This is a genomic window from Comamonas sp. 26, from assembly GCF_002754475.1.
Taxonomy (GTDB): domain Bacteria; phylum Pseudomonadota; class Gammaproteobacteria; order Burkholderiales; family Burkholderiaceae_C; genus Comamonas.
In genome coordinates, this window is sequence record NZ_PEFL01000001.1 from 2365103 (window position 1) to 2384044 (window position 18942).

Genomic DNA, 18942 nt, shown 5'->3' on the forward strand with positions numbered 1-18942 from the left:
ACATTACTGCCAAACACCATCTGGCACAGGCACATTCTTCACAAACGCATTGATGGGCAGTTGCACGCAGGTGCGCCCATCATCCTGCGCTGGTGGCAGTTTGCCGGCGCGCACGTTGACCTGAACGGCGGGTAGCAGCAGCGTGGGCATATCCAGCGTGGCGTCTCGTGCTGTGCGCATCTGCACAAAATCAGCTTCACTCACACCATCGCGTACATGAATATTGCCGTCGCGCTGCGCCTGCACCGTGGTCTGCCATGCGGGCACGCGGCCTGCGGGCGGGTAGTCGTGACAGACAAAAATGCGCGTCTGCCCGGGCAGCGCCAGAATACGATGCATGGACTGGTAAAGCGTGGGCGCATCGCCCCCGGGAAAGTCGGCGCGCGCCGTGCCGACATCTGGCATGAACAGGGTATCGCCCACAAACACGGCATCTTCCACCAGGTAAGCCATATCCGCCGGTGTATGACCGGGCACATGCATGGCTAGCAGCTCAAGCCGGCCCAGCATCAGGCGCTCTCCATCTTCAACCAGATGATCAAACTGGCTGCCGTCGGGCAGAAAGCTTGGTTCAAAGTGGAAGATCTTGCTAAATACTTTCTGCACGGCTCGAATATGCTCACCAATCGCGACCTTGCCGCCTAGATGGTGCCGAATATGCTGGGCCGCTGAGAGGTGATCCGCATGGGCATGGGTTTCCAGAATCCACTGCAGTTGCCAGCCCTGGCCGCTCACATAGGCGATCAGTTGGTCGGCAGAGCGACTGCTCAAAGTGCCGGACTTGGGGTCAAAGTCCAGCACAGGGTCGATCACTGCCGCTTGGCCGCTGGTCGTATCGGCAAGCACATAGCTGACAGTGCCCGTGGCGGCATCAAAAAATGGTTCGATATGCATCGCACTGACTGACATGACAACTCCTGAAAGATGGTGTTTGGATCAACACTTAAATTAATTTACTTTTTTATATAATATATAAAAACAATTTGATAAGCGAGATCATGTCCACACAACCACTAGACGAACCGCAAGCTGCGCTCGACCTGCAAGCCATGCGAGCCCACGCTGGCGAAGCCGTGGCCATGCTCAAGCTTCTGGGCAACGAAGACCGGCTGCTGCTGCTGTGCCAGCTCTCACAACAAGAGCGCACAGTGGGAGAGCTGGAGCAACTTACCGGCGTATCGCAACCCACCCTGTCCCAGCAACTGGGCATTTTTCGCCGTGAAGGTCTGGTCATCACGCGCCGCGAAGGCAAGTTCATCTGGTACCAACTGGCCGACAAGCGCGCCCTGCAGCTCATGCAGGCCGTGCATCAGCTGTTCTGCCAACAAGGAGAAATCGCATGAGTATTTTGTGGAATGAATTCACACCCTGGACATCTCTCGCTGGCGGCTTGCTGATTGGCCTGTCTGCCGCCCTGCTGATTGCACTGCTGGGCCGTGTCGCAGGCATCAGCGGCATTACCGGCGCTTTGCTGCAAATGCCTACCTGGTCAGCCGTCAAGCAATGGGGCTGGCGCTTAGCCTTCATTGCGGGCATGGTCGCCGCGCCCTTGGTGTGGCAGTTGTTCGCGCCACTGCCTGCGATGGAGATGCCGTCTAACCCCGTCGTCGTCATCGTCGCCGGTCTGCTAGTGGGCTTTGGCACGCGCATGGGCTCGGGCTGCACCAGCGGCCACGGCGTCTGCGGCCTCTCGCGCCTTTCCGTACGCTCACTTGCCGCCACCCTAACCTTTATCGCTACTGGAGCCATCACCGTTTTTGTGATGCGCCACGTCTTCGGCTAAGCCCACAGGAGTCACCATGATTACCAATATCGCTGCCCTGCTCTCCGGTCTTGTTTTTGGTCTGGGTCTGATTCTTTCAGGCATGGGCAACCCCGCAAAGGTGCAGAATTTTCTGGACTTCTTCGGTCAATGGGATCCATCGCTGGCCCTCGTCATGGGCGGCGCCATTGCGGTGGGCATGGTCGCTTTTAGCTGGGCCAAGCGCCGCAAGACCGCTTTGCTGGGCGATGCCATGCAACTGCCCACCAGCACCGTTATTGACCGCCAACTGCTCACCGGCTCGGCTTTGTTTGGGATTGGCTGGGGTCTGGCTGGTTTCTGCCCCGGCCCTGCGCTCATGAACCTGTCCACCCTCACCCCGCAGGTCTGGATGTTTGTCGCAGCCATGCTGGCAGGCATGTGGACTCAGCATCTATGGGCTGCCAGAACGGCAGCGAAACAGGTCTAAAACTTGAAGCCCGGATAGTTTTGAGCTGTCCGAGGCTTGCTGACTTAAAGCCGCCAACACCATTTCTCACCCACGCCACTCCCAATGAAGTACCCGCCTTGCTCTTATGATTCGAGCCGCCATGCCTAGCTCCTCTGCCCCCGCTTCATCCAGTCAACACGGTTTGCGCGCCATCTGGCGTCAGCGGGGAGCGGGTGCGTGGCTGCTTTGGCCTGTGTCACAGCTTTACGGCGCTTTGCAGGGCTGGAATGCGCAGCGCATGCGCCGCCAGCAACAAAGCACGGGCGTGCCCGTCGTCGTGGTCGGCAATGTGATTGCGGGTGGCGCGGGCAAAACGCCGGTAACTCAGGCGGTGGTGGCACACCTCAAGGCCCAAGGCTGGCAGCCGGGCATCATCTCGCGCGGCTATGGCCGCAAGGTGCAGGAAGGGCTGGACTGCCGCGAGGCGTTGCAGGACAGTCCCGCCAGCGAGGTGGGGGACGAGCCCGCACTGCTGGCCCGCAGCACGGGCGTGCCGGTCTTTGTGGCCAGCAAACGCATTGAAGCGGCGCGGGCGCTGCGCCAGAAGTATCCACAGGTCAATGTCATCGTGAGTGATGACGGCTTGCAGCACCTGGAACTGGCACGAGATGTCGAGTTGTGCGTTTTCAACGACGAAGGCGTGGGTAACGGATTTTTATTGCCTGCAGGCCCGCTGCGCGAGCCCTGGCCGCGCCCGGTCACAGCTACGCTCTATGCGGGCCAGCCACCCCAACCGCAAGGTTCGTCACCGGTTTTTGCCCTGCAGCGCAGTCTGGCGGATGTGGCCCTCAACGGCCATGGGCAAAGTATTCAGTTAAGCGAGCTGGCCGGCCAACAGGCAGAAGCCGTGGCCGCCGTAGCCCGCCCTGAATCTTTTTTTTCCATGCTGGAGGACAAGGGCCTTGCGCCCGTCGCAACGCAGGCATTGCCAGATCACTATGATTTTGAGAGCTTCTCGCGCAATCTAGGCAATGACTCTCCGCTGATTTGTACCGAAAAAGATGCCGTCAAGCTCTGGCGCAACTACCCTGAGGCCTGGGCAGTGCCGCTGCAATTGCAGCTGCCGCAGGCATTCTGGGACTTGCTGTATGCCGAACTTGCAGCATCCAGCGCCCATATTCGCCATCAGGGCGACGCAGCCTGACTATCATTGACCCCCATTGATTGCCCTCTTTGTCGCGCCAGCTCTGTGCTGGCGCCCTCATCTCGTTTTGCAGGAATTCCCCATGGACGCCAAACTTCTTGAACTGCTGGTCTGCCCCGTCACCAAGGGCCCACTGCGCTTTGACCGCGAGCACCAAGAGCTGATCAGCCACAGCGCGCGCCTGGCCTACCCCGTGCGTGACGGCATTCCCGTCTTGCTGGAAAACGAAGCCCGCACCCTCAGCGACGACGAGCTGGACGACAGCCAGTACTAAGCCATGAGCTACACGGTACTGATTCCCGCCCGCCTGTCCTCCACCCGCCTGCCCGGCAAGCCGCTGGCCGACATTGCGGGCCTGCCCATGGTCGTGCGCGTGGCCCAGCGCGCAGCGCTGGCCGGGGCCGCGCGCTGCGTGGTGGCGGCTGACGATGAAAGCATTGTTGCCGCCTGCACCCAGCACGGCATTGAAGCCATACTCACCCGCAAAGACCACCCCAGCGGCAGCGACCGCCTGGCAGAGGCCTGCGCACAGCTAGGCCTGACTGGCGACGATGTGGTGGTCAATGTGCAGGGCGATGAGCCCCTGATTGACCCCGCCTTGATCGATGCCGTGGCAATGCTGCTTCTCAGCCGCCCCGAGGCCAGCATGGGCACCGCCGCCCACCCTATCGACAGCCTGATCGACTACCGCAACCCGAATGTGGTGAAGGTGGTTTGCGACGCCAAGGGTCTGGCCAGCTATTTCAGCCGCGCACCCATTCCCTTCTCGCGCGATCATGCCGATGAGGCCTGGTGGGACACGGCTGCGCCCAAGGCCGGCCACGCGGGCTTTACGCCGCTGCGCCACATCGGCATCTACAGCTACAAGGCCGGTTTTCTGCGCGAATTTCCGCAGCTCTCGCCCGCACCGACCGAGGCCATGGAGCAGCTGGAGCAACTGCGCGCCCTGTGGCATGGCCACCGAATTGCCGTGCACATCACACCCGATGCACCCGGCGCTGGCGTAGACACACCCGAAGACCTGGAGCGTGTGCGCGCTGTGTTTGCGAATTAAGCGAATTAAGAAAAAGCCTGCGCACCATGGTGCCGCAGGCTTTTCTCACTTTCCCCCTCCGGTGACTGGATATGTAACTCATCCGCGCAGTTGCGACTCAAAAAGAGCCCAAGCCCAGTCGTGGCAAGCGCTGCTAGCTATACTTTCCATCTAGTCCAAACAGCGCATGTGGTCACAAGCACACCTGCCTTACAACTACAACTATCGCGTTGGCAGCGAATACATGCCTTGGATAGGCCGCATTGGCGACAGTTTTGACTGTCAGATGTAAGCCTCTGTTGGTCTTGTGCGTGCTATCCTTGCCCGCGAAAAAAAACAGCTCGGGGACTACAGACGTCCACCCGTTTGCCTGGGCTAGCCAAGAATTTTTACTCTCCTCAAGGATTTCCATGAAACTGATTTTGTTGGGTGCTCCCGGCGCCGGCAAAGGCACTCAGGCGGCCTTCATTTGCCAAAAGTACGGTATCCCTCAAATCTCCACTGGCGACATGCTGCGTGCTGCTGTCAAGGCCGGCACTCCTCTGGGACTGGAAGCCAAGGCAGTGATGGATGCAGGTCAGCTGGTCAGCGACGATCTGATCATCAACCTGGTCAAGGAGCGTATTGCCCAGGAAGACTGCGCCAAGGGCTTCCTGTTTGACGGCTTCCCCCGCACCATTCCTCAGGCTGATGCCATGAAGGCTGCTGGCGTGAAGCTGGACTACGTGCTGGAAATCGACGTGCCCTTTGAAGCCATCATCGAGCGCATGAGCGGCCGCCGCAGCCACCCCGCCTCCGGCCGCACTTACCACGTCAAGTTCAACCCACCCAAGGTGGAAGGCAAGGACGACGTGACCGGTGAAGACCTGGTGCAGCGCGAAGACGACAAGGAAGAAACCGTCAAGAAGCGCCTGGAGGTCTACAGCAACCAGACCCGCCCTCTGGTGGATTACTACAGCAACTGGGCCAAGGCCGATGCTGAAGCGGCCCCCAAGTACCGCGCCATCAGCGGCACTGGCACCGTGGAAGAGATCACCGAGCGCGCCTTCGCAGCTCTGGCCCAATAAGCCGATCCTGATCACCCACAAAAAAAAGCACCTTTTCAGGTGCTTTTTTTTGCTTTCCAGCGCTTATGCAACAAGCACTACCAGCTATTCATTCAATAGCAAGCCAGTTGCAGCATCATTGCAATACGCGCCTTGCTCGGCGGCAAAAGCACGGCGTCCAGACCGCCCTCAGCCTCTACCTGAATGACATGGGCTGCAATCTCATGACTACTAGCCTGCACCGCAGGCACGCCCTGCCCCACCGGCAAACCGACCAGTTGACCCTCCAGGCAACGCGTGCTGTACCAGACGCTCACGCCCTGCGCCCTTGCCTGCAGCAGCGCCTGCTCCATGGCCTGATGAATCGTGCCATTGCCCGTACCGGCGACTACCAGCCCCTGCACGCCGGCCGCCAGCAAGGCCTGCACAGCACGCGCGCTTTGCAAGGAGCCTGACTGCACAATTTCCACCCAAGGCAGCTCTTCGCAGGCCAGCAACTGCTCAAGCCGCGCCGCAGTCCAGCCCGGATACTGCACCGCAGCGCGCCCCAGCCAGCGCACACGGCTTTCTTCTACATAGGCGCATGGCCCGCCCTCGTAAGAACGCAGCGCATTCAAACGGTAGGGGTGCACCTTGAGCACCTCGCGCGCCGCATGCACCTCACCTGCCGCCACCACCCACACGCCGGGCACATCGCCAGCAGCCACCGCCACGGCATCGCGCAGGTTCTGCGGGCCATCTGCCTGCAGCGATGTGGCAGGCCGCATGGCACAGGTCAGCACCACGGCCTTGGTGGGCTGCAGCACAGCCTGAAGCAGCCAGGCAGTCTCTTCCAGCGTATCCGTGCCGTGCGTAATCACCAGCGCCCGCGTGGCCGTATCCTCCAGCCCCGCCTTCACGGCCTGCAGCAGGCTGCGCCAGACCGGCCAGTCCATGTCCTTGCTGTCGATCTGGGCAATTTGCAAGGCATCCAGTACCGCGCCCGTTCGGCCAGCGGCCAGCTGTGACAAATCCGGCACAGCGGCCAGCAAGCCCGCCACACTGATCTGCCCCGCCTTGTAGCCCACGCCCTGTGTACTGTTCTGGGCCTGCCCCGCAATCGTGCCGCCGGTGCCCAAAATCACAATCTTTTCTTGCGCCACTTGCTCTCCATAAAAAACTGATCAAAAATACAGGTACTGTATAAACACACAGATCAAAAATCTCACTAGGCCCAGCCTGATGAATGACCGGAAGCCAGACATGCTAGATCACCCCAAGCTCACTCCCCGCCAGCAGCAGATTCTGGACCTCATCCAGTCCAGCATCGCCCGCACCGGCGCGCCCCCTACCCGGGCCGAGATTGCCAGCAGCTTCGGCTTCAAATCCGCCAACGCCGCCGAAGAGCATCTGCAGGCGCTGGCTCGCAAGGGCGTGATTGATCTGGTCAGCGGAACCTCACGCGGCATTCGCCTGCGGGCTGATACCGTGCGCAACATCAATGCAGCGCGCGGCAACAGCTTTGCTCTGCCGCTCTCCAGCATGGCGCAGCTGGTACTGCCTCTGGTCGGCAGAGTAGCTGCGGGCTCACCCATTCTGGCGCAGGAACATATCGACCAGAGCTATTCGGTAGAACCCAGCCTGTTCGCCGCCAAGCCCGACTACCTGCTCAAGGTACGCGGCATGTCCATGCGCGACGCCGGCATCATGGACGGCGACCTGCTGGCCGTGCAAGCAACCCACGAAGCGCGCAACGGCCAGATTGTGGTCGCCCGCCTCGGCGACGATGTCACCGTCAAGCGCTTCAAGCGCACACCCCAAGGCATTGAGCTGCTGCCCGAAAACCCCGACTACAAGGTGATTCATGTGGCTCCTGAAGAACCATTTGCCATCGAAGGCCTGGCAGTCGGCCTGATCCGTAACAGCATGTTTATGTAGCCAACAGGCTATCCCTCAGCGCAATCGTCACCGGATGACTGCACGCTGAACCCTTTTCCCTCTCCAGTCCAGGTGGTAGGCGCGAAGCAGTCTTGCTTCGCGCTGGGCGGAGCTTTGCCTTAAAACGCAATCCTGCCCTTATCTTTGCCGCAAGGCTATTGAGGAGTTGCCACATGGGATTCGCCGCATCTTTGCAGTCTTTGACTCGCCTGAGCCTTAAAGTCCTGCCCTTCGCACCACCCGCAAGCCTGAGCTTCAAGGCCTGCACCCAAATTCTCTCAAGCGACTCGCACGACACCCCTGAAGAACCCGCACCGTTCATCCCCAGCTCTTATGAGCCCGAAGGCTTCAAGCTGACGTACACCAGCATCCCCGTCATGCGCGCCAACCGCTCGCGCCGCCGCAACACCAGCACACGTTTTAACAACAAAGCCAAAGCGAACACTGCCAGCCCCCAGTTGTCTCTCGCATTACCGGCTGAAGCAGCCCCCGCCGCCACTCGCCAGCTGAAAATCCTGCAACGCGAACCCCGTAAGCAGCCCGAATGCATGTTCATCTCCGGCCGTATGGCCGATGTCTGCGCCGCACTGGAGCGTATGGCCCTCAATGAGCAAGCACAACAAGCCTGAAGCACAAGCTAAACCCACAGCGCCAGCAACAAATGCACTGGCAACGCAATGTAAATTGCCCGTCGATGAGCAATTAGATTTTGATAGCTGCAAGCGCTAATGAATAAAGCGATATAGCGCTTTTCATGCGCAGTTCAACGTGCAATTTGGCCTGTCAAAATACTCAATTCAGGGTATTGCAGCCCCCTCATACCAATGGAAACATTCGTATACACGTGCCAACGAAGGGGTCGCAATGAGTGCCTATCGCAAGCTCACGGAGCACATACAGGCGAAAGATGCCAGCGGCAATCTGCGTTTGATTCTGGTTTATCAGGATTTTGACGAGGTCGATCTGCCGCATGGCGTCTCCCTTCGCCCCTCCGCCAAGCACTTCGAGACGACTGATCACCTGAAGATAAACTGGCTCAATGAAAAGCAGTTCGAGATCGAAACTACTGGCGAAATTCTCAACCGCGTGCAACCCCCTCAGAGCGAATAAGAGGCGTGAAAGCCACCCAGAACGTTGTAGCTTTTCGGTTGAAACAAGGTTAAGCAACGACGTATCAAGGGCAGTGTTAGCGTCTCTAAAAGTGGTCCAACCCAAACCATTCCTATCAGCAGCTCGTAAAGAATGAAACTAAATGCGACAGCACAGCGCGCACATAAAGCAGGCATTTTGTGGGCTAAATGCTGCCCTATGTTTACTGAATCAAGGCCTTAACGTTACAGAATTTCGCCCCTGACTTATCGCCACATACCGCATTCCCTGCACACGTATTGCAGCGCCAAACACATCGGAATAAATTAGCCACAACAAACACCCAGCGGCTTCAGGAGATTGAACATGTTCAAGCACCTGCTCATTCCTACAGATGGCAGCAAACTGTCTGAAGCTGCCATTCGCGCTGGCATCAGCCTAGCCCGCGAGAATGATGCCAGGGTCACCGCCCTGTATGTGATGCCCGACTACCGCGCCATCATCTATGGCGCAGATGCCTTGCTCACCTATAACAGCGCAGAATTTGAGCGCAGCACGAACAGCAACGCCGACACCGCGCTTCAGTTCGTCGACCAGATTGCCAGGCCGGAGGGCGTTCCCTGCGAGTTTGTCCGCATCGCCAGCAGCTCTGTCTATCAAACCATTGTTCAGCAAGCGCAAGAGCGCCATTGCGATCTAATTTGTATGGCCTCTCACGGGCGAAAAGGCATCAGCGGTATTTTGCTGGGCAGCGAAACTCAGCGTGTACTGACACATACCCACATCCCGGTGCTTGTTCACCGTCCCGACGTGGCTAGCGAAACAAGTTAAGGAGGAAGCAACAACAGCAGCAGCAATGAAAGAAACGGTTTGCAGAGCGCCGCTTACTACCGAATGCAGAGCCAGTAAGGAGAGTTACAGCCTGCACCCCACGGGGCAACCTGTCCGCAGTTCAATTCGATCAGCGCCAGTGCAAATGCGATTAAAGGCGAGCTTGGGACGCATGAATGTCCTTTGCCAAGTATTCAAACGCATTGACTTCGCGCCGCAGGACTCGATGGAGAGGTCCCCAAAACTTGCCCGCCTTGTGCGGGCATTTTTTTGAATGGCTAAACGCTCTGCGAGGAAATTTCCTGCGGGTGCCCATGCAGGCTGGGCAAGGTAAAAAGAATCTGCAGATTCTGCGCATCCATCTGCTGCGCCACGATGGAACCATCGAAGTGCAGATAAATCCGCACGGACTGCTCCTCATCCAGATCCCAGTACGCCACATCCGTCTTCAGTCCGTGCCAGCCATGCTCCTCACAAAGGCGACGGCAGCTCAACGCTTTCAAAAACTCTGGCGAAGCGCCAAGATCCGCATTGGCCTTTACCCAGCTGCTGATCACGAGTTCATAAGCCACCTGCCGCGAGCCGCAAGGCCTTCCCGCCTTCATATGCCGTATCCAAGCATCAAGGCGAGCGGAAAAGCTATAGGGAAAGGGATGAAGCATCTGTATCAACATTCAAGGCATATAAGAAGATAGAACCTCTTTTACCAAATATCGAATTTCTCCTACAGACAATTTACCTAAAAGAACAGTCGTCACGATTTCTAATCACATAACGCCGTAAGGGTAAAAGCCAGCAATCACCCTGCTCAGCGAATGCAAGGTGCATTGGCGCTCTGAAAACAGTAGCTGCTTACGCACTTGTCTAATGACTTTCAAAAGCTATGAGCAATAATTTCATTGCAATTAAAGAGCAAGCAGCTATCAAATAAATTGCATGGCTTGACTCACTTTTCACCATGCCGATGGCTAGAAGTGCAGCAATGAAAAACAAGCTCAGCAGAGAGGTAGCTCCATTTTTTGAACAATTAACTAGGCAAGATATTTCCGTAAAAATGACATGGGTGCAGACCGAACCTGGAGAGGTCGATGACCATCAAATCACGACGCGAGCACAGCCCAGCATTCAAAGCCAGGGTGATCCGGCGGAGTTCCGCGGTGAGTGCACCGTTGCTGAGCTGACTCAGCCATATGAAGTGCACCTCAGCCAAATTGCTGATTGGAAACGACTACTTCAAAAGAGCTCCTACTCGCCGATTGCTATGACGTCATGTAGCACACAAATACCGCGCTCTCCGGCCGTAGTTTTCTCAATGCGGGTCTTTCCGCCCAGCTTGGCGCAGTACACCAAGGCGGGGTTTGCCATGCTAAGCATTGGTGCCTCAGGTGCTGCGGGCTCATGCTGTGCGCAGCCGCCGATCGCTAACGTCGAAAGGCCTGCACCTATGGTTCCGAGTGCTTTTTTCATGGACTCAATGTAGCAAATGCCTGGCCTCTGAAGCGAACGCATAAAGTCATGATTCAGATCAGTTTCTTTGCCGCCGGGGTAAGGATTTGTCTCGCAATGCTGGCAAACGCTGTCAACAAGTGTCACTTTTAGTGATTTCATCGCCAAAACCTCAGAGCAAACTGTCAGGAGTCGCAAGAATTTGTTACTTTCTGATCAGCAAGGTCAGTAAGTGACACATTACCAAACGCCTTGGCATTTAGATTCGACTTGAGATATGGCCAGTCTGGTCTGTCTGTTGGTTATCACTAGCAGAAGGGCTGCATGTATGCATACGAGCAACGAGCACATCTATGTGCTGATGCCATCACTCTCCCTGCTTTTCCTGGCTGGTCTGCTGGGCGTCTGCTGGGTAACACAGCGTCGGCAGAGATTCTTACTTTGGCTTTGCTCCGCTTATCTGCTGACTGCAGTGTCTATCAGCATTCGCAGCGTGCTGAAGCTTGAGGTTCTCAGTCACTATGTAGTGTTCGTCAATGCATTGTTTCTGGCCGGTGCGTGGTGCATGTCCAAGAGTTTCTCGGAGCGTCGGCGGGTAGTAGCGCATCCCTTGGTGGCGCTTGTCTTGTGTGCAGCAACGCTGGCGTCGCTTTATTACTTCGCGCTGTTTGAGCAAAACATAATCAGACGCCTTCATGCATTCAGCATCGGCGTGGCTATGATTCTCCTGCTGCCAGTCCCAGCAGCCCTGAAAAAAGGTCTCTCCAGGGACTGGCTGGATCGGGCTTTGCTGTGGTCCTACGTGTCTTATGCAGTCTTCACCATGCTGCGCCCCACCCTGGTTGCATTTTTTGGGCGGCACGGGCTCAGCGATTCCATGCAGGCCAATTCGACTTACTGGCTGACGACGCTGATGAGCATTCTGTTATTCGGATTGCTCTTCACGGTTCTGATCTGTGCAGTCACCATCAGGGAGACTGTCACTCAGCTGCGCACGGAACGCGACATGGACGCGCTGACCCAGATTCTGAATAGGCGGGCATTTCATGAAGCTGCACAGCAGCGGCTGGGTGACCAGCGCCTGTACCCCATGGCAATTCTGGCGGGCGATATTGATCACTTCAAACGCATCAACGATACGTGGGGCCATGATCGGGGAGATGAAGTACTGCAGCTTGTGTCGAGCATCCTCAAGCGCAATGTGCGCAGCAAGGACCTAGTTGCCCGCTTCGGCGGCGAAGAGTTCGTGCTTCTCTTGACGCATCTGGATTTGCAAGGCGCCGAGCAAGTTGCGCAACGCATTCGCCAGGAGCTTAGCAGTGAAAAACAAGTTCTCAGTCAAGGGGCTGGCTTGACGCTGAGCTTTGGAATTACGTCCATCGCCAATGCAAACCAGCTAGACGGTGCGTTGAAGCAGGCCGACGAACTCCTGTACAGCGCCAAGAATGCTGGTCGTGATCGCGTACATGTAGAAGGCCGCTTCTACCCAGACATTTGTTTTGAGTACACCCTGCCTACAGATGAGGTGCTAGCCTCGGCGACATGATCACTCATACATCATTGACCAGCGGGCTAACAACAACCTGATCGCGACCAGACTCTTTGGCCCTGAAGTGCTTTCTGTCGGCCTGCATTACCGCTTCACGCAGATCGCTGCCGAAAGGGTAAGCAGCGACTCCCAGACTCAGCGTGACACGGCAACCATCTGGCAAAGGAGGAAGACTTTCACTAATGCCGACGCGAATACGTTGCGCAACGCGTTGTGCAGCCTCAATGAGAAGTGGCTCCGGTTTTTTGAACAAGTAGCTAAGCGAGATCTTTCCGTAAAAATGGCCCTGGAACAGGGCCGAATTTGGAGAGATCTATGAGCATCAAATCAAGACGTAAACACAGCGCCACCTTCAAAGCCAAGGTCGCACTCGAGGCGGTGCGCGGTGAGTGCACCGTGGCTGAGCTGGCTCAGCTGTATAAAGTCCACCCCAGCCAGATTGCCGATTGGAAGCGGCTACTGCAGGAGCTGGCTGCCGATGTCTTCGGTGCAGCGCTGGCTCCCGCAGCACCTGCGGTGGATCTCAAAAAGCTGCATGCCAAAATTGGACAGCTGACCTTGGAGAAGGATTTTTTGCACGGTGCGCTGAGCAAGGCGGGATTGCTCAGCGACAAGCGATGATTGACCGTCGCCATGGCCTGCCAATCAGTCGCCAGGCACAGCTCATGCGCATCAGCCGAGGCTCTGTCTATTACCGCCGCAAGCCACCATGTGATGGCCAAGTGCAGTTGATGCACAGCTTGGATGCTTTGCATGTGGCCCATCCCTTTGCAGGCTCCCGCATGCTCAAAGGGCTGCTGCAGCGTCAGGGGCATTGAGTGGGCCGCAGGCATATACGGACGCTGATGAAACGCATGTGCATGACACCGCTGTATTGCAAGCCCCGCACCAGTGCGCGTCATCCGCAGCACAAGGTCTATCCCTATCTGCTGCGCAACAAGACGGTCACGCATGCCAATCAAGTCTGGGCCATGGACATCGCAAGGGGGCTTGGCGTGACAACGTCTTTGTGGAGCGCCTGTGGCGTTCCATCAAGTACGAAGAGGTCTACCTTCAAGCCTATGACAGCGTGCGTGCCGCACGCTGTGGAATTGCGAAATACGTGCACCAAGCCACCCCTGATGAGGTGTACTTTGCAGCATTGCCGTTTGCACCAATGCAAGCTGCATAGTCCCGAGGACCTCGCTTAGGCACTGGGTTGAGTTGCTCAAACCACTGGGACCACTTCTTGTCCCAGCAGGCTGAACAATGGAACAGCCTCTTTGCCAGAGTCTGGAGCCATTGCAGCTTCTCCGAATCATATTTGTGCCGGTTGTAGATGCCCGCCACGCCCGGAATCATATGTCCAAGGACAGCCTCTCCCACGTCTTCCGGGCAGCTCAGGCGGGCCAAAAGTGTTCGCGCAGTGCGGCGCAGGTCATGCGGCAACCAATGAGTCACTGTCAAGCGCTCACGCTCCCAGTCTGGGCGGGTCCTGCTGTATGGCTGTTTGGAATGGACCTGTGTCTGCACATTGGTCTGCTGGATATGCCCAGAAGCATGCTTTCCTAGGAATAAATATCCTTCCGGACTCTCCTGAAGTCGCCGCCGCACAACTTCTGCCGCACGGACGACAAGAGGGATACGAAAATCCGTCGCCCTGTCCCGCTTCTTGTTCTTCGTCTGACTCTTTAGCAGAGTCGCCCACAAGAAGCCTTCATCATTTTCAATATGGCTTGCGTGCAATGCGCAGATCTCGCCCCCCTCGGACTCCTGTCCACATACACAGGACATCCTGAATGGCGGGCGAGAATAGCCGGAAGTCGACTGTGAAAAGTCGCCCAATCTCCACGTCCGTTAGAACGCGCTTGTCGGTTCCCTTGCGCTCCCCATCCCTCAGCGCGCCCTTGCTCTTTAGTTTCCCCTTGAGAACCTGGTTCCACCAATTAGGAACATCGTCAGCCAAGTTTCCTGAGTCATAGGCGTATTCCCAAGCTCCGCCTAACTCTCGCCTCACGCTGGTGGCCACCGTAGGAGTGTCCGACAACGCCTGAATGGTTTCAAAAGCTACGCTGCGAGTTACGCTGGATGGCGCAAGATGGGCAATCGGCCCAACTCCCCTTGCCATGCGAGAACGCAGCGCTCTGGCATTGGACGGATCACGCTGCTTTTCTATATAGCTGTTTAAATAATCCTCGACCAGCTTACCGACAGTGTAGATGCCTTACTTCGCAGCTTGAGTCGCAGAATTTTAAGTGAGTCGCGCTTGCTTCCGCTCCAAGGATGGATCTCTTCCCTCCTCGCGGATCTGTCTCAGTTCCCTCCAGAACCTAGTCGCGTCCACAAAGTCTGAGCAGGCCAACTAGCAAATTTCACTTGCCGCATCCTCTCATCAAGGGGCGACTTGAATCTGTAAACCCAACTTTTCCCTGACGCCGTTGCCTCAAGACGCAAACCGGGGCATCCTTGAATAACAATAGAGGAACCTGCGGGCAATGCTTTCGCAGCACGGGCATCAAAATACATGCACACTTCTTTAACGGCGTAGCTTTCAAAACCTACGCTAGATATTGGAGTGTATAGGGTATGCAACGGTTATGAGCTGGCGTAGCGTCCAGCCTAGGCTATCGAAAAATTATGAGTAAAGCGTTGATAACATTGAAAATGTTTCAATCAATTCAGCCACTTACTAAAGGATTTCAGTGGTGAATATAGTTATTCTGGACGATTACCAAGATGCAGTCCGCAAGCTCGATTGCGCCAAGTTGCTGGACACCTTCAACGCCAAGGTCTACACCAACACGATCAAGGGCGTGGGCCAACTTTCCGTGCGTCTGCGCGATGCCGATGTAATTGTCCTGATTCGTGAGCGTACCCAAATCTCCCGCCAATTGCTCGAAAAGCTTCCACGCCTGAAGCTGATTGCCCAGACAGGCAAGGCCGGCGCGCACATCGATGTGCAGGCCTGCACCGAGCGCGGCGTGGCGATTGCCGAAGGGGTGGGCTCCCCGGTTGCCCCGGCAGAGCTGACTTGGGCTTTGATCATGGCGTCCATGCGCCGCCTTCCGCAGTACGTCGCCAACCTTAAGCACGGTGCATGGCAGCAGTCCGGCCTCAAGGCCGCATCCATGCCGCCAAATTTTGGACTGGGCTCCGTGCTGCGCGGGCGCATGCTGGGTCTTTGGGGCTATGGACGTATTGGCCAGCTGGTGGCAGGCTATGGCAAGGCTTTTGGCATGCAGGTTTGCGTCTGGGGTAGCGAGGCTTCGCGCAAAAAAGCCGAAGCCGATGGTTTTCTGTCCGCCCCAAGCAAGGAAGCATTTTTTGAGCAATGCGATGTGATCTCGCTTCACCTTCGCCTTCATGAGGCCACGCGCAGTGCGGTGACTTCGCAAGACCTGGCACGCATGAAGCCCACGGCCTTGTTCGTCAACACCTCGCGCGCTGAACTGGTCGAGCCAGAGGCCCTGCTTTGTGCGCTGAACCGTGGCCGCCCAGGCCTGGCTGCGATTGACGTGTTCGAGAGCGAACCCATTTTGCAGGGACATGCTTTGCTGCGACTGGAGAATTGCATTTGCACGCCCCACATTGGTTATGTAGAGCAGGACAGCTATGAGCTGTATTTCCGCGCAGCTTTTGAGAACGTGGTGAACTTTGTTAATGGACAGCCCACCAACATTCTGAACCCGGAAATTTTCAGCGGCCCGATTCGACTGAACCGCTAAATCTAGATTTATTTCTCGTTTTTCTGCTGAGCTTGCAACGCAAGCTCAGCCTCAGCGGCTTCATACACCGATTGCCGCAGCACGGGCTCAAGCTCTTCGCGCAAGCGCAGCACGAGAGAACGAGTCTGAGCCTCCACCACCTGCTCAATCGCCTTTTTCAGGCGCTTTTCCAGCACCAGATCGACACGCTGCATCAGGCGATGAACCAGATACTCCTCGGTAAGCTGCGTAGTCTGTGCAATCTGCGTCTGCGGCTCGTCCCAATTTTGATTCAGACTTGAAACTTCAGAAATTGCGACCCCATCCGCATTCAAGGTCTGAGCCGCTGGAACTGCAACGGGAGTCTCCTCAGAAGCGACAGGCTCTGTGCTCTCCACATACTCATCCGACAGCAACGGCAAGGCTTCAGCGTCAAATGCGACAGGCAAATCGGGCTCTGCCACGCCACTCGCATCTGTCTCTGCCTGTTCGTGCGCTTCGGTCAATGTAGCGACTTGCTCACTCACCACATCCATTTCAGCGCTTTCGGCAAAAGGCTGCTGCGGCGGCAACGACTCTGGCAGTGGCGGCAACTGGTGAGGAATGGTTGCCGGTTTGCTGCGAACATAAAGCCCATCAGCCAGCCACGGGGAGTGAAAAGACGGACGTGAAATGGGTGCAGCGGAAGCACTGGGAACGGCAGGCTCTGCATTCTCCAGCACCTCTGACTGGCTTGGCACATGCGCTACGCGCCCCAGGGACTCCTCCAGCGCCCAGTCTCGGCTACTGACTCCACCCTCTTCACTTTCCGTACTTCGCTCGCTTAAGTCACTCACTGTCTTTGCATCAACCGCTGGCGACACCACGTCGGTCAGCGTGGGTACAAAACGCGGAGGGACTTTGGATGAAGAGTTCATGGCCTAGCCCTTGAGATTCAGATCATGCCGAACGATGGAAAAACCACGCGCTTCGTAATCACGCCAGCGCGTGCGGGCCTCATGGCGGTCCATTTCATCGCTGGACGAGACGATTTCCACCACACGCTCAAAGCGCTCAAAACCCTCCAGCACCTGCGCCGTGAGGTTGATCAGCACCTCGTGGTGCGGCAGATCCTGCAACTGCGCGGCCAGTACGATGGGCGATACCGCCAGAAGCGCTCCACCATCAGCAGCGGCGGCATGAGCCAGAAAGTCCGTGGCCGATACGCTCCAGAGCCGCGTTGACAGCCGACTCAGCATAGAGGCATCTCCCACGACGACCAGACGAGCACCATGGCGCAAGGCCTTGCGCGCAAATCGGCACACGTAGCCCAGCTTATCTGGAGCATTGAAATGAAAGGCAATTTCTGTCACATCACTTGCAGCTGGCTACGGACTCTTTCAAGGCCGCGCCAGCCACCTTCCTTAAGCCGATGCCTTGGCTGTAGTGCGACGCGAGGTCGCTGGTTTTGCGGCACTCTTGCGTGCAGCAGTCTTGGCTGGTTGTACCGTACGATGGGCTTGGGCCTGATTCAGCAGATATTGAACCAGCAAGCCCACGGGACGGCCAGTTGCCCCCTTGGCTGCGCCACTTTTCCAGGCGGTGCCAGCAATGTCCAGATGCGCCCAGGGAATGTTGCCCACAAACTTCTGCAAGAACTTGGCAGCAGTTACCGCCCCCCCAGCGCGGCCGGCCACGTTGCCCATGTCAGCAAAATTGCTCTTGAGGCCGTCTGCGTACTCATCGTCCAGCGGCATGCGCCAGCAGGGATCCAGCGCCGCATCACCAGCGCTTTGCAGCGCAGCAGCCAGCTCATCATTGGTAGAGAACAGGCCGCTGCGCAGACTGCCCAGCGCAATCACGCAAGCACCTGTCAACGTGGCCATATCCACCAGCGCCGTAGGTTTGAAGCGGGCGGCATAGTGCAGCACATCGCACAAAACCAGACGGCCTTCGGCGTCGGTGTTAAGAATTTCAATGGTCTGACCGCTCATGCTTGTGACCACATCGCCGGGTTTAACGGCTGCGCCGTCTGGCATGTTTTCGCAGGCAGGAATCAGGCCGACGACATTAATGGCGGGCTGCAGCTTGGCCAGAGACTGGAACACGCCGAGCACGCTGGCAGCGCCGCCCATGTCGTACTTCATCTCGTCCATCTCGGCAGCAGGCTTGAGCGAGATACCACCAGTATCAAACGTAATGCCCTTGCCCACCAGCACAATAGGCGCTTCGGTCTTGGCCGCGCCGTTGTAGTGCAGCTCGATAAAGCGCAGCGGCTCACGCGAGCCCTGAGCTACGGCCATGAAAGCACCCATGCCCAGCTTGGCAACTTCCACCGGGCCATGAATCTTGCAGCTCATGCGCGCTGCCCTGGCAATGCTCTTGGCTGCATTGGCCAGCATCGTGGGGGTTGAATGGTTGGCAGGGCGATTGGCCCATTCACGCGCCACAGCCACGCCTTCTTGCTGAGCAATGGCAGTCTCAAAAGCAGAAGCCACGGCTGCATTTTTAGAGGTGACACCCAACACCACCTTGGCCAGACCGATGGGCTTGGCCTGCGATTTGGTATGGGTATAAATATAGGTTGCATCTGCCACGGCCTGCACGGCAGCAGCAACGATCTGCGCATTGACCTCGAACGTCAGACTCACAACGGCCTTGGTGACGCCCTCAGACTTGAGTGCGGAAGCGCAGCTAGCCAGTGCATTGCGCACATCCTTGACCGTACCGGCACCCACACCCAGCAGCACCACGCGGCGCGCTGCAATCGCGGGCACTTGGTACAAAGCCAGTTGCTTGCCGCAAGACAGGGCAAAATCACCCTGTTTGACGGCGTGGGCTGCCATGGCTCCCAGCGCATCGCTGCCCAGCGCAGCGTGCTCGGAAACCAGCACCAGCAGCAGGTCACATTTTTCCCGTGCTGCTGCAGCAGCGGTCAGAGCCTTCAGTTCAAAGTTCATAATCGGTGTTTTC

22 protein-coding genes and 1 pseudogene are annotated in these 18942 nt (G+C 57.2%); 14 read left to right on the top strand and 9 right to left on the bottom strand.

The window, feature by feature from the left end:
- Window positions 1–3: 3 nt before the first annotated feature.
- The gene (locus CLU84_RS10815) at window positions 4–909 is read right to left on the bottom strand and encodes an MBL fold metallo-hydrolase (protein ID WP_099737173.1); all 906 of its coding nucleotides are present in this window, start codon (window positions 907–909) and stop codon (window positions 4–6) included.
- 89 nt (window positions 910–998) lie between these two features.
- Here CLU84_RS10815 and CLU84_RS10820 point away from each other — a divergent pair, with 89 nt between their 5' ends.
- From CLU84_RS10820 to adk, 7 genes are all read left to right on the top strand, one after another.
- Window positions 999–1343: a helix-turn-helix transcriptional regulator gene (locus tag CLU84_RS10820; protein WP_099737174.1), complete on the top strand. Its 345-nt coding sequence runs from the start codon at window positions 999–1001 to the stop codon at window positions 1341–1343.
- On the top strand, window positions 1340–1783 hold the full coding sequence (locus tag CLU84_RS10825; protein ID WP_099737175.1) for a YeeE/YedE family protein: 444 nt from the start codon (window positions 1340–1342) through the stop codon (window positions 1781–1783). Before CLU84_RS10820 ends, CLU84_RS10825 begins: the two co-directional genes overlap by 4 nt.
- A gap of 16 nt (window positions 1784–1799) precedes the next feature.
- Window positions 1800–2231: a YeeE/YedE family protein gene (locus CLU84_RS10830; RefSeq protein WP_099737176.1), complete on the top strand. Its 432-nt coding sequence runs from the start codon at window positions 1800–1802 to the stop codon at window positions 2229–2231.
- Between the two features lie 121 nt (window positions 2232–2352).
- Complete coding sequence (gene lpxK, locus CLU84_RS10835) at window positions 2353–3396, top strand: tetraacyldisaccharide 4'-kinase (protein ID WP_099737983.1); 1044 nt, start codon at window positions 2353–2355, stop codon at window positions 3394–3396.
- A gap of 82 nt (window positions 3397–3478) precedes the next feature.
- Window positions 3479–3670: a Trm112 family protein gene (locus CLU84_RS10840; protein WP_099737177.1), complete on the top strand. Its 192-nt coding sequence runs from the start codon at window positions 3479–3481 to the stop codon at window positions 3668–3670.
- Window positions 3671–3673: 3 nt separating this feature from the next.
- Entirely contained in the window at window positions 3674–4450 is a 777-nt protein-coding gene (gene kdsB, locus CLU84_RS10845) for a 3-deoxy-manno-octulosonate cytidylyltransferase (RefSeq protein ID WP_099737178.1), read from the top strand.
- A 389-nt stretch (window positions 4451–4839) separates the two neighbouring features.
- A complete protein-coding gene (gene adk, locus CLU84_RS10855; RefSeq protein WP_099737180.1) occupies window positions 4840–5496 on the top strand; it encodes an adenylate kinase in 657 nt (218 codons plus the stop codon).
- 92 nt (window positions 5497–5588) lie between these two features.
- On the opposite strand, the gene CLU84_RS10860 is transcribed toward adk, so the two are convergent.
- A complete protein-coding gene (locus tag CLU84_RS10860; protein ID WP_099737181.1) occupies window positions 5589–6617 on the bottom strand; it encodes an asparaginase in 1029 nt (342 codons plus the stop codon).
- Window positions 6618–6717: 100 nt separating this feature from the next.
- Between CLU84_RS10860 and lexA the strand changes: the two genes are divergently transcribed.
- From lexA to CLU84_RS10880, 4 genes are all read left to right on the top strand, one after another.
- Window positions 6718–7392, top strand: coding sequence for a transcriptional repressor LexA (lexA, locus tag CLU84_RS10865; protein ID WP_099737984.1), 675 nt, complete (start codon window positions 6718–6720; stop codon window positions 7390–7392).
- A 173-nt stretch (window positions 7393–7565) separates the two neighbouring features.
- Window positions 7566–8021: a hypothetical protein gene (locus CLU84_RS10870; protein ID WP_099737182.1), complete on the top strand. Its 456-nt coding sequence runs from the start codon at window positions 7566–7568 to the stop codon at window positions 8019–8021.
- Between the two features lie 235 nt (window positions 8022–8256).
- Window positions 8257–8502, top strand: a complete 246-nt coding sequence (locus CLU84_RS10875; RefSeq protein ID WP_099737183.1) for a hypothetical protein — start codon at window positions 8257–8259, stop codon at window positions 8500–8502.
- Window positions 8503–8847: 345 nt separating this feature from the next.
- Window positions 8848–9312 (top strand): universal stress protein, encoded by a 465-nt coding sequence (locus CLU84_RS10880; protein ID WP_099737184.1) that lies wholly within the window; start codon window positions 8848–8850, stop codon window positions 9310–9312.
- A 278-nt stretch (window positions 9313–9590) separates the two neighbouring features.
- On the opposite strand, the gene CLU84_RS10885 is transcribed toward CLU84_RS10880, so the two are convergent.
- Window positions 9591–9917 (bottom strand): hypothetical protein, encoded by a 327-nt coding sequence (locus CLU84_RS10885; RefSeq protein ID WP_233210003.1) that lies wholly within the window; start codon window positions 9915–9917, stop codon window positions 9591–9593.
- A 640-nt stretch (window positions 9918–10557) separates the two neighbouring features.
- Window positions 10558–10920: a DUF333 domain-containing protein gene (locus CLU84_RS22670; protein ID WP_369826834.1), complete on the bottom strand. Its 363-nt coding sequence runs from the start codon at window positions 10918–10920 to the stop codon at window positions 10558–10560.
- 166 nt (window positions 10921–11086) lie between these two features.
- Here CLU84_RS22670 and CLU84_RS10895 point away from each other — a divergent pair, with 166 nt between their 5' ends.
- Window positions 11087–12304 (top strand): diguanylate cyclase, encoded by a 1218-nt coding sequence (locus CLU84_RS10895; protein WP_099737187.1) that lies wholly within the window; start codon window positions 11087–11089, stop codon window positions 12302–12304.
- Window positions 12305–12308: 4 nt separating this feature from the next.
- Here the strand turns inward: CLU84_RS10895 and CLU84_RS10900 are convergent, their stop codons facing one another.
- Window positions 12309–12560, bottom strand: coding sequence for a hypothetical protein (locus CLU84_RS10900; RefSeq protein WP_233210004.1), 252 nt, complete (start codon window positions 12558–12560; stop codon window positions 12309–12311).
- Window positions 12561–12622: 62 nt separating this feature from the next.
- Between CLU84_RS10900 and CLU84_RS10905 the strand changes: the two are divergent.
- Window positions 12623–13478, top strand: a pseudogene (locus CLU84_RS10905) (helix-turn-helix domain-containing protein).
- Here the strand turns inward: CLU84_RS10905 and CLU84_RS22675 are convergent.
- Window positions 13367–14080 carry a tyrosine-type recombinase/integrase gene (locus CLU84_RS22675; protein ID WP_099737188.1) on the bottom strand — a complete coding sequence of 238 codons (714 nt, stop codon included), beginning with the start codon at window positions 14078–14080 and terminating at the stop codon, window positions 13367–13369. The pseudogene CLU84_RS10905 and the gene CLU84_RS22675 overlap by 112 nt on opposite strands.
- A gap of 911 nt (window positions 14081–14991) precedes the next feature.
- On the opposite strand from CLU84_RS22675, the gene CLU84_RS10915 reads away from it, so the two are divergent.
- Window positions 14992–16011: a D-2-hydroxyacid dehydrogenase family protein gene (locus CLU84_RS10915; RefSeq protein WP_099737985.1), complete on the top strand. Its 1020-nt coding sequence runs from the start codon at window positions 14992–14994 to the stop codon at window positions 16009–16011.
- A gap of 8 nt (window positions 16012–16019) precedes the next feature.
- Here the strand turns inward: CLU84_RS10915 and CLU84_RS10920 are convergent, their stop codons facing one another.
- The 3 genes from CLU84_RS10920 to CLU84_RS10930 are packed head-to-tail and all read right to left on the bottom strand — an operon-like array spanning window position 16020 to window position 18929.
- Window positions 16020–16907, bottom strand: a complete 888-nt coding sequence (locus CLU84_RS10920) for a hypothetical protein (protein WP_099737189.1) — start codon at window positions 16905–16907, stop codon at window positions 16020–16022.
- A gap of 3 nt (window positions 16908–16910) precedes the next feature.
- Complete coding sequence (locus CLU84_RS10925; protein ID WP_099737190.1) at window positions 16911–17342, bottom strand: DNA polymerase III subunit chi; 432 nt, start codon at window positions 17340–17342, stop codon at window positions 16911–16913.
- A gap of 51 nt (window positions 17343–17393) precedes the next feature.
- Window positions 17394–18929, bottom strand: coding sequence for a leucyl aminopeptidase (locus CLU84_RS10930; protein ID WP_099737191.1), 1536 nt, complete (start codon window positions 18927–18929; stop codon window positions 17394–17396).
- Window positions 18930–18942 lie beyond the last annotated feature (13 nt).

Bases quoted from the DNA above. Each gene is read 5' to 3' on its own strand.
- CLU84_RS10885 (WP_233210003.1), bottom strand. From the start codon at position 9,917: ATGAAGGCGGGAAGGCCTTGCGGCTCGCGGCAGGTGGCTTATGAACTC.
- CLU84_RS10895 (WP_099737187.1), top strand. From the start codon at position 11,087: ATGCATACGAGCAACGAGCACATCTATGTGCTGATGCCATCACTCTCC.
- CLU84_RS10880 (WP_099737184.1), top strand. From the start codon at position 8,848: ATGTTCAAGCACCTGCTCATTCCTACAGATGGCAGCAAACTGTCTGAA.
- lpxK (WP_099737983.1), top strand. From the start codon at position 2,353: ATGCCTAGCTCCTCTGCCCCCGCTTCATCCAGTCAACACGGTTTGCGC.
- CLU84_RS10820 (WP_099737174.1), top strand. From the start codon at position 999: ATGTCCACACAACCACTAGACGAACCGCAAGCTGCGCTCGACCTGCAA.
- CLU84_RS22675 (WP_099737188.1), bottom strand. From the start codon at position 14,080: ATGTCCTGTGTATGTGGACAGGAGTCCGAGGGGGGCGAGATCTGCGCA.
- CLU84_RS10825 (WP_099737175.1), top strand. From the start codon at position 1,340: ATGAGTATTTTGTGGAATGAATTCACACCCTGGACATCTCTCGCTGGC.
- CLU84_RS10920 (WP_099737189.1), bottom strand. From the start codon at position 16,907: ATGAACTCTTCATCCAAAGTCCCTCCGCGTTTTGTACCCACGCTGACC.
- kdsB (WP_099737178.1), top strand. From the start codon at position 3,674: ATGAGCTACACGGTACTGATTCCCGCCCGCCTGTCCTCCACCCGCCTG.
- CLU84_RS10870 (WP_099737182.1), top strand. From the start codon at position 7,566: ATGGGATTCGCCGCATCTTTGCAGTCTTTGACTCGCCTGAGCCTTAAA.
- CLU84_RS10830 (WP_099737176.1), top strand. From the start codon at position 1,800: ATGATTACCAATATCGCTGCCCTGCTCTCCGGTCTTGTTTTTGGTCTG.
- CLU84_RS10875 (WP_099737183.1), top strand. From the start codon at position 8,257: ATGAGTGCCTATCGCAAGCTCACGGAGCACATACAGGCGAAAGATGCC.
- lexA (WP_099737984.1), top strand. From the start codon at position 6,718: ATGCTAGATCACCCCAAGCTCACTCCCCGCCAGCAGCAGATTCTGGAC.
- adk (WP_099737180.1), top strand. From the start codon at position 4,840: ATGAAACTGATTTTGTTGGGTGCTCCCGGCGCCGGCAAAGGCACTCAG.
- CLU84_RS10815 (WP_099737173.1), bottom strand. From the start codon at position 909: ATGTCAGTCAGTGCGATGCATATCGAACCATTTTTTGATGCCGCCACG.
- CLU84_RS10840 (WP_099737177.1), top strand. From the start codon at position 3,479: ATGGACGCCAAACTTCTTGAACTGCTGGTCTGCCCCGTCACCAAGGGC.
- CLU84_RS22670 (WP_369826834.1), bottom strand. From the start codon at position 10,920: ATGAAATCACTAAAAGTGACACTTGTTGACAGCGTTTGCCAGCATTGC.
- CLU84_RS10930 (WP_099737191.1), bottom strand. From the start codon at position 18,929: ATGAACTTTGAACTGAAGGCTCTGACCGCTGCTGCAGCAGCACGGGAA.